This window comes from Halorubrum tibetense (assembly GCF_042661865.1).
Lineage (GTDB): Archaea > Halobacteriota > Halobacteria > Halobacteriales > Haloferacaceae > Halorubrum > Halorubrum tibetense.
On the sequence record NZ_JBHSWW010000055.1, the window covers coordinates 1 to 12,776 of the forward strand.

At 67.1% G+C, this 12,776-nt stretch carries 15 protein-coding genes and 1 pseudogene; 7 read left to right on the forward strand and 9 right to left on the reverse strand.

The window, feature by feature from the left end; genetic code table 11:
* The 4 genes from ACFQEU_RS05830 to sdhC form a co-directional block, all read right to left on the reverse strand.
* A partial coding sequence (locus ACFQEU_RS05830) for an FAD-binding protein (RefSeq protein ID WP_379780193.1) occupies positions 1-1,335 on the reverse strand: 1,335 nt, incomplete at its 3' end.
* Between the two features lie 59 nt (positions 1,336-1,394).
* A complete protein-coding gene (locus ACFQEU_RS05835) occupies positions 1,395-2,288 on the reverse strand; it encodes a succinate dehydrogenase/fumarate reductase iron-sulfur subunit (protein WP_379780196.1) in 894 nt (297 codons plus the stop codon).
* 2 nt (positions 2,289-2,290) lie between these two features.
* Entirely contained in the window at positions 2,291-2,665 is a 375-nt protein-coding gene (locus ACFQEU_RS05840) for a succinate dehydrogenase/fumarate reductase transmembrane subunit (RefSeq protein WP_379780198.1), read from the reverse strand.
* A gap of 1 nt (position 2,666) precedes the next feature.
* Positions 2,667-3,092, reverse strand: a complete 426-nt coding sequence (gene sdhC, locus ACFQEU_RS05845; RefSeq protein WP_379780200.1) for a succinate dehydrogenase, cytochrome b556 subunit — start codon at positions 3,090-3,092, stop codon at positions 2,667-2,669.
* Between the two features lie 269 nt (positions 3,093-3,361).
* Here sdhC and ACFQEU_RS05850 point away from each other — a divergent pair, with 269 nt between their 5' ends.
* The 4 genes from ACFQEU_RS05850 to ACFQEU_RS05865 all read left to right on the forward strand — a co-directional run bounded on the left by ACFQEU_RS05850 (position 3,362) and on the right by ACFQEU_RS05865 (position 6,516).
* Positions 3,362-3,556, forward strand: coding sequence for a cold-shock protein (locus ACFQEU_RS05850; RefSeq protein ID WP_004046659.1), 195 nt, complete (start codon positions 3,362-3,364; stop codon positions 3,554-3,556).
* Positions 3,557-3,707: 151 nt separating this feature from the next.
* A complete protein-coding gene (locus tag ACFQEU_RS05855) occupies positions 3,708-4,478 on the forward strand; it encodes a TetR/AcrR family transcriptional regulator (protein WP_379780202.1) in 771 nt (256 codons plus the stop codon).
* Between the two features lie 99 nt (positions 4,479-4,577).
* On the forward strand, positions 4,578-5,951 hold the full coding sequence (locus tag ACFQEU_RS05860; protein WP_379780204.1) for an MFS transporter: 1,374 nt from the start codon (positions 4,578-4,580) through the stop codon (positions 5,949-5,951).
* A gap of 88 nt (positions 5,952-6,039) precedes the next feature.
* Positions 6,040-6,516, forward strand: a complete 477-nt coding sequence (locus tag ACFQEU_RS05865; protein ID WP_379780206.1) for a 50S ribosomal protein L11 — start codon at positions 6,040-6,042, stop codon at positions 6,514-6,516.
* A 109-nt stretch (positions 6,517-6,625) separates the two neighbouring features.
* On the opposite strand, the gene ACFQEU_RS05870 is transcribed toward ACFQEU_RS05865, so the two are convergent.
* Positions 6,626-7,195: a hypothetical protein gene (locus ACFQEU_RS05870; RefSeq protein WP_379780208.1), complete on the reverse strand. Its 570-nt coding sequence runs from the start codon at positions 7,193-7,195 to the stop codon at positions 6,626-6,628.
* A 116-nt stretch (positions 7,196-7,311) separates the two neighbouring features.
* Positions 7,312-8,025, reverse strand: coding sequence for a DUF4013 domain-containing protein (locus ACFQEU_RS05875; RefSeq protein ID WP_379780210.1), 714 nt, complete (start codon positions 8,023-8,025; stop codon positions 7,312-7,314).
* Positions 8,026-8,160: 135 nt separating this feature from the next.
* Between ACFQEU_RS05875 and ACFQEU_RS05880 the strand changes: the two genes are divergently transcribed.
* Positions 8,161-8,445 carry a transcriptional regulator gene (locus ACFQEU_RS05880; RefSeq protein ID WP_379780212.1) on the forward strand — a complete coding sequence of 95 codons (285 nt, stop codon included), beginning with the start codon at positions 8,161-8,163 and terminating at the stop codon, positions 8,443-8,445.
* Positions 8,446-8,515: 70 nt separating this feature from the next.
* Here the strand turns inward: ACFQEU_RS05880 and ACFQEU_RS05885 are convergent, their stop codons facing one another.
* The 3 genes from ACFQEU_RS05885 to ACFQEU_RS05895 all read right to left on the reverse strand — a co-directional run bounded on the left by ACFQEU_RS05885 (position 8,516) and on the right by ACFQEU_RS05895 (position 11,731).
* Positions 8,516-9,157 (reverse strand): nitroreductase family protein, encoded by a 642-nt coding sequence (locus ACFQEU_RS05885; RefSeq protein ID WP_379780220.1) that lies wholly within the window; start codon positions 9,155-9,157, stop codon positions 8,516-8,518.
* A 117-nt stretch (positions 9,158-9,274) separates the two neighbouring features.
* Positions 9,275-9,709 (reverse strand): universal stress protein, encoded by a 435-nt coding sequence (locus ACFQEU_RS05890; RefSeq protein ID WP_379780214.1) that lies wholly within the window; start codon positions 9,707-9,709, stop codon positions 9,275-9,277.
* Positions 9,710-9,814: 105 nt separating this feature from the next.
* Positions 9,815-11,731 carry an ATP-binding protein gene (locus ACFQEU_RS05895; protein ID WP_379780216.1) on the reverse strand — a complete coding sequence of 639 codons (1,917 nt, stop codon included), beginning with the start codon at positions 11,729-11,731 and terminating at the stop codon, positions 9,815-9,817.
* A 76-nt stretch (positions 11,732-11,807) separates the two neighbouring features.
* Between ACFQEU_RS05895 and ACFQEU_RS05900 the strand changes: the two genes are divergently transcribed.
* Together ACFQEU_RS05900 and ACFQEU_RS05905 are read left to right on the forward strand one after the other, a co-directional pair.
* Complete coding sequence (locus ACFQEU_RS05900) at positions 11,808-12,143, forward strand: DUF7113 family protein (protein ID WP_379780218.1); 336 nt, start codon at positions 11,808-11,810, stop codon at positions 12,141-12,143.
* Positions 12,144-12,626: 483 nt separating this feature from the next.
* Positions 12,627-12,776, forward strand: a pseudogene (locus ACFQEU_RS05905) (peptidase M28); the annotation flags it as partial.

Genomic DNA, 12,776 nt, shown 5'->3' on the forward strand with positions numbered 1-12,776 from the left:
CGCCCCGCCGTCGGCGGCGGCGGGACCGCGCCCCCCAGTTTCGCCGACGGCGGTCTCGAACTCGTAGTCGGCGGGCTCCCACTCACCGGACTTCCCGGTCGGGATCTCCGCCTCGCCCATCTCCTTGCCGGCCGCGTGGTATCCGGCCCGCTTGCCGAAGACGATGAGCTCGGGGAGCGCGTTCCCACCGAGGCGGTTCGCGCCGTGGACGGAGGCGCAGGCGCACTCGCCGGCCGCGTACAGGCCGTCGATGACGGTCTCGCCGAACTCGTCGGTCTCGATCCCACCCATCGCGTAGTGTTGGCCGGGCTTGACCGGCATCGGCTCCGTGAGCCCGTCCGCGCCCTCGAAGTCCTCCGCGAGGTGGAGGATGTTCTCCAGCCGGTCGAGGATGCGCTCCTCGCCGAGATGGCGCATGTCGAGGTGGACGTACTCGTCCTCGATGCCGCGTCCTTCGTTGACTTCCGTCAGCTCGGCGCGCGAGACGACGTCGCGGGAGGCGAGCTCGCCGTCGTTGTTCGCGTAGCCGTGCTCGAACATGAACCGCTCCCCCTTATCGTTGTAGAGGATCCCGCCCTCGCCGCGGACGCCCTCGGAGATGAGGACGCCCGTCGACGGCAGCGTCGTCGGGTGGAACTGGATGAACTCCATGTCCTCCATCGGGACGCCCGCGCGGTACGCCATCGCGACCCCGTCACCGGTGTTGGCGACCGCGTTCGTGGTGTGATCGAACACCTGTCCCATCCCGCCGGTCGCGAGGATCACGCCACCGCTCGCGCGGAATCCGCTGATCTCGCCGCTCTGGATGTCGTAGGCGACGACACCGTGACAGGTCCGATCGGCGGGGTCCTCCTCGTCGGTGACGGCGAGATCCATCACGTGCCACTCGTCGTACACCGTAATCCCGCGTTTGACCACCTGCTCGTACATCGTGTGCAGCATCTGGTGGCCCGTCTCCGCGCCGGCGTACGTCGTCCGCGGGAACGACAGGCCGCCGAACGGGCGCTGTGAGACGCGGCCGTCCTCCTCGCGCGAGAACGGCATCCCCCAGTGTTCGAGCGTGATGACTTCCTCCGGGCTCTCCTGACAGAGTGCCTCGACCGCGGGCGCGTCCGCGAGGTAGTCCGACCCCTTCATCGTGTCGTACGCGTGGTCCTCCCAGGAGTCCGCGTCCCGGAGCGCCGCGTTGATCCCGCCCTCCGCCGCCCCCGTGTGTGAGCGGACCGGATGCAGTTTCGAGACGATGGCCACGTCGGCTCCCTCCTCTTGTGCCGCTATCGCCGCGCGGAGGCCCGCCCCGCCCGCGCCGACAACGACGACGTCGTGTTCGTACATGGTGTGATGTGGTATGATGATCCGTTGGTAGCGGAGTGCCTTGAGCGTGTCTCCGTGAACTACCAGAACTTCAGGTTGCTTTTGACTGCCTCGCGTTTCAGCTCCTGGATGTGCTCGGTGAGGGGGATGTCCTTCGGGCACACCTCCGTACAGGAGAACTGTGTCTGACATCGCCAGACGCCGTGCTCCTGTTCGATTATCTCCAGCCGCTTCTGTTTGATGTCTTCGCCCTCCCGCTCGTCCATGGCGAACCGGTACGCCTTGTTGATCGCGGCGGGACCGAGGTACTCGTTGTCGCCTGCAGCGATGTTACACGAGGACATACACGCGCTACACCAGATACACCGGGTCGACATCTTCACCTTCTCGCGGTTCTCCCGGCTCTGCCGCTGTTCCTCGAGCTCGCCGTCCGGCAGGTCGTTCGTCTGGAAGTACGGCTCGACCGCTTCCATCTGGTCGTAGAAGTGCTCCAAGTCCACGACGAGGTCCTTCGTCACCTCGGCGTGTGGGAGCGGCTCGATCCGGATCGGCTCTTGGAGCTCGGAGATCTGCGTTTTACACGCGAGTTTCTGGCCGCCGTTGACGAACATCGCGTCCGACCCACAGATCGCCTGCCGACAGGAGTGCCGGAAGGTGAGCGAGGAGTCGTACGTGTCGCGTGCGTACATCAAGGCGTCGAGCACGGTCATCCCCTTCTCGAAGGGGACGTGGAACGTGTCGAACCGCGGCTCCTGTTTCCCCTCGACGTCGGGGTCGTACCGGAACACGCGCAGTTCGATCGTGTGCTCGTCGGCGGCCGCCTTCTCGGCCTCCTCGGCCTCGCGCTGTCGACGCTTCTCGTCCGCGCGCCGGCGCTTCTCGGCGCGACGTTCGTCCCCTTTGGAGGGGATCGTCTCGGTTTCCGCCTCGGTCTCCTCGGTTTTCTCGGTCTGTTTCGGTATCTGTGTGCTCATTGTTAGAACAGCGGGAACCCTCCCGCCCACGCGTTCGCGGTCCGGATCCCCTGGAAGATCAACACGGCGCTCGCCGCGATGAGCGTCCACTTGATGACGGTTCGTTTGGTGCCCGACAGCCCCTGGTTCACTAAGGCGTTGTACACGCCGTTGACGCCGTGGAACGTCGCCGTCAACAGGAACAACACCATCAGCGAGTAGTAGCTCAGCGTCTCCATCCGGGCCTCGCTCGCGAGGAACGACACCTCGTCGGCGTGGTTGACGAAGTGTAACAGGAAGAAGTGGAACGCGAGCACGACCAGCAGGAACACCGCGGTGACCCGCTGGAGGAACCACATCGTCCCGCCCTGTTGGAACGAGGAGTAGCGCTCGGCCATCTCAGAACGCCCCCGCGATGAACGTCGGCACCGACGCGACCGTGATGGCCCCCGTCAGGATCAGCGACGCGTAGAAGCTCTTGTCCTGTGACTCCAACCCGACTCCCAGATCCACCAACAGCAGACGAGTGCCGTTGAGCATGTGGAAGACGGCCACCGCCAACAGCCCGACTTCGAGGACGCGTACGAGGAGGAGCTCCTCCAGCGTCACGATCGTCTGGGTGTACACGTCCGCTTCCGCCATCAGCGTCGCCTCCGACGCCCCGGCCGCCGGAATGGCGGTGCTCAACACGGCGATATGCGTGAACAGGTAGCCGATGAGCACCCATCCAGTAAACTTGTGGAAGATCCAGGCCCACATCCCCGCCTCGAACTCCCGCCACCGGCCGAAGTCCTCGATGAGGCCTCGATCGTACGACTGACTCATACGAATGGGTCCGTACTGGGGTCGTATAGTAGTTACTACCACGGCCGGCCGGAGGGTGTTCGTCCTTATCCTCGGGTGGTCCTCGACCGGGTCCGTCCCCCGCGTCGCTGACGGTCCGTCCCCCGCGTCGCTGACGGTCCGTCCTCCGCTTCGCTGACGGTCCAGCCTCCCGGTTGATGGTCGAGCGGCGCTCGATCCGTGGTATATCTTGGCAAGCAGAGCCCTCTCGCGGAAGTCTTTTATGTACTCCTCTCGCCTGTACTGACGCAATGGCGAAAGGCGAAGTCGACTTCTTCAACGACACTGGCGGCTACGGATTCATCGAGACTGACGACGCGGACGAGGACGTTTTCTTCCACATGGAAGACGTCGGCGGCCCCGACCTGGAGGAAGGTCAGGAGGTCGAGTTCGACATCGAGGAGGCCGACAAAGGCCCCCGCGCGACGAACGTCACCCGTCTGTAAGACGTCTCACTGAGACTCGGTTGTATCGGCTTTTCGACCGCACCTATCACCGTGAGCGGCAGCGCCGTTTCGGCGACCCGGAGCGCCCGGAACCGGTCGTCCGAGCCCCGACCAATAGGAATTTACCGATCGCTGACTGACCAGTCAGTTAATGAGCGATCAGCCGAGCGCGGCCGATGAGATCATGGACGGGGTCTATCGCGCGCTCCGCGCCCACGGCTACGCCGACCTGACGATGCAGGATATCGCCGACGAGTGCTCGAAGAGCAAGTCGCTGTTACACTACCACTACGACACGAAGGAGGACCTGCTCGTCGCGTTCCTCGAACACATCATCACGGACTCGGCGGAGCGGATCGAGGCGCGCGCGGACGACCCCCCGACGGAGCGTCTCGTCGGGCTCCTCGGCTGGTTCGTCTTCGGTGCCGACGAGGTCGACCGCGAGGCGTTCCACATCGCCCTCCTCGAGCTCCGGACGCAGGGTCCGTTCAACGACCGGATCCGCGAACAGCTCGTCCGGAGCGACCGGCTGCTGCGAGGCACCGTCGCCGAGATCATCGAGGACGGTATCGATGAGGGCGTGTTCCGTGAGGTCGACGTCGAGGAGACCGCGGCCCTCATCGTCGCGACGATCGACGGCGCGCGGACCCGACAGATCACGCTCGGCCGGAGCGACGACCGGCCGGCCGAGCCGACGTACACTCGGACCGTTGCGGAGGCAACCATCGATCGCGTCGTCGGCCCGATCCTCGCCGAGGACGTCGAACTCCCGCCTCTCGAGGAGGGGATCGACGAGATGACTCGGGATCGGGATCGTGCCTCTACCGGCAACGGTAGCGGTAACGAGCACGGAGAAGACGGTAACGGGAGCGAGATCGGTGCCAAGAGCGAGACCGGGGACGACGACGGCGACGCGGGATGAGTGCTCCCACGGTTCTCGGCGTAACTGTCTCCATCCTCGGCGCGAGCTTCCCGCCCCGCAGCGCAGCGAGTCCGCCGCCCGTCGGAGGGGTGTACTGAGATGGCGTGGCTCGGTTTCGACCGCCCGCCGACGGTCCTGCTCGCGGTCATCGCGAGCACTTTCTTCGTCGGGTTCGGCGGCGGGGTCGTCTTCCCGATCCTGCCGAACCTCGGAGCCGTCCTGGGGATCTCGGCGTTCATGGTCGGGGTCATCCTCTCCGCGAACCGGTGGGTCCGGCTCGTCGCCAACGCGCCGGCCGGAGCGCTGGTCGACCGGTACGGGACCCGAAAGCCGTTCGTCTACGGCCTGCTGATAGAGGGGATCGCGACGTTCGGCTACGTGATCGCCCTATCGATGCCGCCCGCGGCGTCGCTTCGATGGCTTGCGGAGGCGCTTCCGGTCATCGCGATCGGATCCTTCGTCGTCGGTGCCGACGAGTGGTTCCTGTCGGTCGCCTTCCTCGTCGCGCCCGAGACGTGGTTCGTGCTTGCGCGCGTGCTCTGGGGACTCGGCTCCGCCGCGGTGTTCGCGACCGCGTACACGATCGCCGCCGACGTGTCCGACAGCGGCGACCGTGGGACGAACATGGGGGTCGTCCGCGGCGGGATCACCATGGGGTTCCCGGCGGGGTTGGTGCTCGGCGGCGTCGTCTCCTCGCTGGCCGGCAACGTCGCGGCGTTCGTCGTCGCCGCCCTGTTCGCGCTCCTCGCGAGCGTCGTCGCCTACCGGCTGGTCCCCGAAACGCACGTGACGACCGCCGGCGAGCGGGCGTCGGTGAAGCCGTGGGACGTCGACACCTCGGTCCCGGCGATGACCGTCGGGCTGGTCAACTTCGGCCTGATGTTCGCGTACATCGGGGCGCTGTTCGCTACCCTGGTCCTCTTTTTGGGCGCGAACGACATCTCGCTGTTCGGGCTCGACGAACAGGGGACCTCCGGCGTGTTCATGGCGGGAACCGTGATCGCCGCCTCGGTGTTCATGCTCGCCGGCGGGCGGTTCTCCGACACCCGCGACTCGCGGACACCGGTGCTCGTCGGGTTCCTCGTCGTCTCGTTCGTGGGATTCCTCCTCTTGGCGCGGGCGGGATCGACGGTGGATCTCGCGCTCGCGTGCGTCTTCATCGGTGCCGGACAGGGCGGAACCAGCGGCCCCATGATGGCGCTACTGGCCGACCTCACGCCGGACGAACGGATGGGACGGGCCTCGGGAACGAACAACGTCCTCGGCGACGTGGGCGGGGGGCTCGGCCCGATGATCTCCCTGCCGCTCGTCGAGACGGTCGGGTTCACGCCGATCTACGTGGCGTGTGCCGCCGTCCCGCTTCTGGCCGGCGGCGTCCTCCTCGTCGGCGTCCGTCGTGAGACGGGGACGTTCATGCCGGGACGCATCGCGAGCGACGCGGGATCGACGGAGCCTCCGACCCCGGACGCGTGAGTGGTCCACGACACCGCCGTGTGCGAACGCCTCGCGCCCGCTGGGCGAAAGAACAACCGTTAAAAGTCGCCGCCGGGTCCGTACGGATATGGCTGGAACTATCGAAGCGCTCGTCCCCGGCGGGCAGGCCAACCCCGGTCCGCCGCTCGGCCCGGAGCTCGGCCCGACGCCGGTGGACGTGCAGGACGTCGTAAGCCGGATCAACGAGGAGACCGCCGCCTTCGACGGGATGGAAGTCCCCGTCACCGTCGAGTACGAGGACGACGGCTCCTTCACCATCGAAGTCGGTGTCCCACCGACGGCGGAGCTGATCAAGGACGAGGCCGGCTTCGAAACCGGCTCCGGCGAACCCCAGACGGAGTTCGTCGCGGACATGTCGATCGAACAGGTCAAGAAGGTCGCCGAGCAGAAGTCGAGCGACCTCCTGTCGTACGACACGAAGAACGCCGCCAAGGAGGTCGGCGGCACCTGCGCCTCCCTCGGCGTCACTATCGAGGGCGAGGACGCCCGGACGTTCGACGACCGCGTCGACGCCGGCGAGTACGACGACGTTCTCGAAGCGTAGCGCGACGGCTCCGCCCCGCGCTAGCGTCGTTCCGTTTTCCACGGTCGTTTCGGCCCCGTGTTAGCTTCGGTTCCGGTTCCGTTTCCCAGACGTGTCCAGTCCCGACCGGTCAGTCACCCCGCCAGTCGCGGTGCATCGCCGCGGCCAGCGCGAGCCCGGTCGACTCCCGGTCGGACGCGCCGACGTGCGGGTTCTCGTACTGGAGCGCGCCGAGTGCGTTCGCGTCCCGGAACAGTACCCGGAGGTCGGACTGATCATCGGTGATGCCGCCGAGACTCTCGACCGCGATGGGCCGTTCCTCGTACCCCCACCCGTCCCGATACGGGCTTTCGTCGAACGCGGTCCGAGCGCGCCCGACTTCCTCGAAGAGCCAGACGCCGCTCGTGACGGTGCCGGACTCCTGATGGAACGTCCCCGCCTCCTCGTCGAACGGGACCCACTGGTTCGCGGCGTGGGCGTCGCGGACCAACGACACGCCGTCGGGGTCGGCCGTGCTCCACCCCTCTCGGACGGTGTCGTCGAGCCGTTCGCGCGATAGCAGGAGCTGCTCGGGAGCGATGTCGAGCGGCGTCCCGTCGTCGCCGTCGGTCGCGATCCCGGTTCCGTCGTCGGTACAGCCGGCCAGCGGTCCGATGGCGAGGAAAGCCCCGGCCGATCGGAGGGCGGATCGGCGGTTCATGCGCGGGCGTACGGTCCGTGGCGGGTAAACGATGTGGTCGGGTGGTCCGGGACGCTCCGGTGGGTCCTGTAACGCCTCTCACCGGCGTTTGTCCCCGATCGGAGCGGCGGAACCGTTCAGACGACCGGGCGCTCGACGGGGCCCACACCGTCCTGCTCGGCCGCGACGGGTCGCACGTCGGCCCAAGTGTGACCGACGATGTAGTAGGCGGCCACGACCGCATAGAACTGGACGAAGACGCCGGCGATCGTCCCGAGTACGGGGACGACGGAGAGCACGCCGATAGCGAGCGAGCCGGCCAGGATCACGGCGAACGCGTAGAGCCACCCGACGGCGTATGCCTTCTTGGTGATCACGGTCCAGATCGTCGCGAGCGCGAACCCGTCGCTGACGCGACCGGTCCCGGCGTAGTTGGACAGCGCCGCGGGCGTCACGTACACGCCCGCGATGGAGACGGCGAACGCAACGAGCGTGAGAGCCACCACCAGCGTTCCGCCGACGATCCCGGCGAGCGCGCTGTCACCCCCACCGATCAACACCGCTCCGACGCCGAAGACGCCGACGACGGCGAGGGCGACGAGCGGGACGACCGAGTAGACGAACGTGACGACGAACGCCTTCACGCCGTCGACGAGGAGGTCGCCCCAGTCGTCGAACACCGGCGGCTCGTCGACCCCGTCGGTGGTCCGGCGAAGAACGCGCATCAGATACCCGAGCACGAGGAACACCGGGATCAGGAGGGGGCTCAAGAGGAGCAACACCCCGCCGATGGCGGTCGTCTTGATCCCGTCGTCGCTGTCTCGAAGGTAGCCGAGCGATGCTGATATCATCGTGAATCCCACGTACGTACGCGCCGTGAGGTATTAAATCGATGCGAGGACGCCGAGATCCGGGTGTTCGCTTCGGAGCCCGCCCGTCGTCGTTCGCTCATCGCCTTTTTATCCCGAACGCCCGGAACGACGGGTATGCCGGATCTCCATCCGATCGCCAAACGGATCCACAACGTCCAACCTCGACCCGTACGGCTCGAACTCGACTCCGGGGAGACCGGGGTGTTCGAGTTTTCCTCGACCGAGTTCTTCCAGCGCGAGTTCCGCGGCGAGGGGACGCGCGTGGACGACGACGTCGACGCCGCGTTCCGACTGATAACCTCCGACGACTACGAGCGCGTCCTGCTCGGGCGGTCGGGCCCCGACGAGGACGGGTGGTCGATGCTCGGCGAGATCGTCTCGGCGGAGTCGACGGAGTGAGCACGCCGCTTTCGTGATCTACGGGCGGGGTGGCCCCGAGGGGTCCGCCGTCCGAACCGTTCGGCTCGAATCACCGCTCGTCGTCGCCGAAGGTCTCGAAGTGCGTCACCTCCTCGACCGGGCGACGGAACTTCCGGGGGAGGGTCTCGTCGGTCGCGTCCGCCGCGGGGTACCCCATCGTCAGCAGCATCACCGGCTCGTACCCCTCCGGGACGTCGAACTCCGAGACGAGGGCATCGGGGTCGAACCCGCCCATCGGACAGGTGGCGAGTCCACGCTCGCGGGCCGCGAACATCAGCGTCATCGCCGCCAACGAGCTCGAGGTCGCCGTCCACACGCGTCGCTCAGACTGCGCCTGCTCGGCCATCCGTTCGATCGACTCGCGGGTCGACACCGCGCCATCGGGGTCGCGGTACCCTTTCTCGACTTGATCGTCGAGCACCCGGTCGACGTGTGCCGTCGGGTCGCGGTTCCCGAGAAGGGCGATCGCCACCGGCGCATCGGTCACGTGCGGCTGCCCGTACGCGACCTCCTGCAGGCGCTCGCGATTCCGATCCTCGCACACGACGAGGAACTCCCACGGCTGGAGGTTGTAGCTGGAGGGTGCGAGCGTCGCCTCACGAACGACCGCTTCGATCGTGTCGCGATCGACCGGCTCGTCGGCGTAGTCGTGTACCGATCGTCTGGCCTCGACGAGGGCAGTAAAATCCATCATGGGTCGAACGGTCCGGGGACGTTTGAGGCGACGGATGCCGGACCGGGTTGCCGCCGCCGCCGACCGATGAGGAGGTGCCGCCGTCGACGGCGGGCGGCCAGCGGGTATCGAATCTCAGCGCACGACCGTCACCGGGACCTCCGCCCGTCGCACGACGCCTTCGGCGACGCTCCCCAGCACGACCCGCGAGAGGCCCGTTCGCCCGCGGCTCGCGAGGACGATGTGGTCGAACGGGCCGGCATCGTCGGCCTCACCCGCCGCGACTTCGAGGATGGTTGCGGTGGGGCGACCGACCTCGATCCGGGTGTCGATCTCGCGGTCGACACGGTCGGCCGCGTCGGCGAGGATCCGCTCGCCGCGCTGACTGGCGCTGTCGTACCACTGGTCGATCGCACCCGGGAACCCACCTTCCGCCCCGGTCGTGGAGTCGGCCGGGTTGATAACGTGAAGCGCGGTGATGTGTGCGTCGGGCCACTCCTCGGCCGCGAACGTTACCGCCTCCGCGGCAGCGTCCGAGCCGTCAACCGCTACGAGGATCCGTTTCGTCATGTCCGCCGGTTCTCCGGGACGTCTCAAAAGTCCGTCGTCGGTGTCGGCGGGAGGGGTCGGCGTCGGTAGGAGCGATCGGCATCGCTGACGCGGGCAACCCCTGGCTCAGTCACCGTGTCGCGTCACGCACGTCGAGAGACCGATCAGCTCGACCGGTTCCGAGTTGTCCGGCGAGTAGACGACCATCTGTCCCTTCTCCATGTACGGCACCTTGCCGGCGAGGTTCGACGGGATGTTCACGCTCTTGATCGCGTCCTCGTCGCCGAGGTTCAACACGACCTTCGTGTTCACCTGTTTGAACACCGACTCGGCCACGTCTTGGGGGTCCTGCGTGATGAGGAAGAGTCCGAGCCGCTCCTTGCGGCCCTGTTTGGCCGCCTCCGTGAACGTCTGGACGACCTTGCGCGCCTGGACGTTGTCGGCGTCCGCGAGGAAGTTGTGCGCCTCGTCCATCCCGATCAGCAGCGGCGTCTCCTTCACCCGGTCGCTTCGCGGGTCGTTCGAGAGCTTGTCGCCGACGAGCATCGTCGACACCGCGAGCACGACGATCTCCTTCTGTCTGGACGAGGGGAGGTGGTACGTGGGGACGACGGAGAGCCCGCCCGGCCGGACGAGCCTGTGGTCGAGTTCGGTGATCGGCGTCGCGTCGCCGTCGAAGACGCCGCCCGGGACCCCGCGGACCCGCCGCTTCACGGCGTCGAACGTCGCCTCGTGGACTCGCCCCGACTCGTGGAGCTCCTCTTTGAGTGCCGGGTCGTCGAGATACGAGAGGAACTGCGCGTAGGTGCCGGAGCTCCCGTAGTCGCGGAAGAACCGGTTCAGGAGGGTTAACAGCGCGGGGTACTGGTTCTCGTTCAATCCCGACCCGGCGACGAGCCACGGCATGTCGTACTCGTCGACCATCGAGAACGGGATCGTGAACTCGACCTGCTCGGCGCGGTGACCCTCGCCGGGGTAGGTCGCGCCCGCCGACTCCGGCACGAGCGCGATCGTGTCGTCGTGACCGCCGTAGGCGATCCCCTCACGCTCCAGCTGCCGGGCGAACCCGTCGTCCATCGTCGGGTTGTCGTCGTGCATCTGCGCGTACTCGTCCTGCGGGTCGAACTGGACCACCGCCATGCGCGCCTCCCGCCCGTCGTCCATCGGGTACGTTCGGTCGGCGTCGAGGTACTGCCGGAGGACGTTCTTCGAGGCGTGCGTCTTGCCCGATCCGGTGCCGCCGGCGACGAGGGTGTGCCGGAACGCCAGCGGGTCACCGTCGGCGTAGTCGTCCGTGATCCGGTAGTCGACGGTCGGGGGTTCCGCGGCGGTTCGGACCTTCTGCCCGCCGACGGAGAGGTGCCCGAGAAAGACCCCCTCCTCGGGGATCGTGAGTCCGGTCTTGATCTCCGTGTCGTCCGTGGCCTCCTCGACGACCGCGCCGGGCTTCGGCACGCGGTCGGTCATTCGCCGGCTCATCCCGTCGTCATCGTCGTAAACGACGGACATCGGCTCCAGTTCGGCCATGAACTTGTAGTCGCGCTCGGTGAAGTCGTCGCGACGCATCTGCCTGCGGGCGTGGATCTCGGTGGCGTCGTCCGACTGGAACTCCTGAGCGTACTCCAGCGCCGTGATCCGACAGAACAGCCGCTCCCCATCCGGGTACGGGACGATGAGGTACTTCCCGATCCGGACGGAATCGCGATTCCCGGTCGTGACGAACGCCCTGAGCGCCGTTTCGTCCTCTTCCTCGGCGACGCGGAGCCCCTGTGAAACGGAGACGACGCCCAGTCCGGCGTCCTCTCCGGCGGGCTCGACGTCGTAGGTGGTGAACGCGTCGGGGTCGGCGTCGTTCACCGGGTCGGTGTCGACGTCGCCCCCGGTTGTGCCGTCGTCCCCGGCCACCACGTCGCCGTCACCGCTCGTCCCCCTCCCGGCGTCGTCGCGCGTACCCTCGACGGTGTCGTCGCGCGTACCGCCGCCGTCATCACCGCCGACGTCGTCGCCCTCGCCGTCGAATTCCGTGAAATCTTCCAGGGTCATGTCCGAGTCACCGAGCGCCACGCCGAAAGCGTTTCCGTCGCGGTCGCCTTTTATGTGTTCGAGCCATACCGCTCTCATGATACTCGTCTGCGGCAGCGGCGGCGGGACGGACCTCACCGGGACGGTGTTCGAGCGCGGTGAGGAGCCACCCGCTTATAAAGGCGCGCCGGACGAGGACGCGCCGTACGTCTGGGTGTGTGACTCCTTTTACGAGGTTGAAAGCGGTGGCTCCGCGCTGCTCGTCGACGGCACGGAGATCCGGGTGGCGTTCGAGGAGCCGATGCCGCGCGGCTTCGACACCCGCGATCAGGCGGTCGAGGCGGCCAAAGAGCATATCAGGACGCAGTTCGCCCGGATCGGCGTCGACGCCGACACCGTCGAGATCGAGGTCACGAAGGCGGACCCGGCGTGAGCGGAGTATATAAGTAGCGTACGGCGTGTGGGGGACGAACCGACCGGTTTTGCCGGCGTCAACTCCTGTGTCGACCGAAGGATACCTTCGTGACGACCGAACGCGTACCGAATCGTATCTTAAATAGTATATAACTGAGTGGCGGGTAGCGACGACAGCCCGCGACACTGATGGCGACAGCGACAGCGACGGCGACAGCAACAGCGACAGTGACAGAGACGGCGACGGCGACAGCGACAGCGACGGCGACAGCGACAGCGACGGCGACAGCGACGTCGACGGCAACGATCCCGAGCCACGAGTGCCGTATCACACCGTCTCGCGTCGACGCTCCCTACCGCTCGTCCGTCTCCGTATAAATGCGAACGTCGAGGGACCGATATGGACGGCTCTCCCGGCGTCGAGAGGTATCGCTGACACCGAGCGACCGGTGGGCGGTTCCGGTTTCCACAGCTCCTTTCCCGCTCGTCCCGAGGGTCGCGTATGGTCGAGCTACCGGACCGCGTCGTCGGCGACGCGCGCACGAGCGACTTCGGATGGGAGCTGTTGACCGACCTCACCGACATCGGGAACCGGATGGCCGGGTCGGCCGGGGAGCGCCGCGGCGCGGAGCGCATCGTCGCCGCCTGCGTC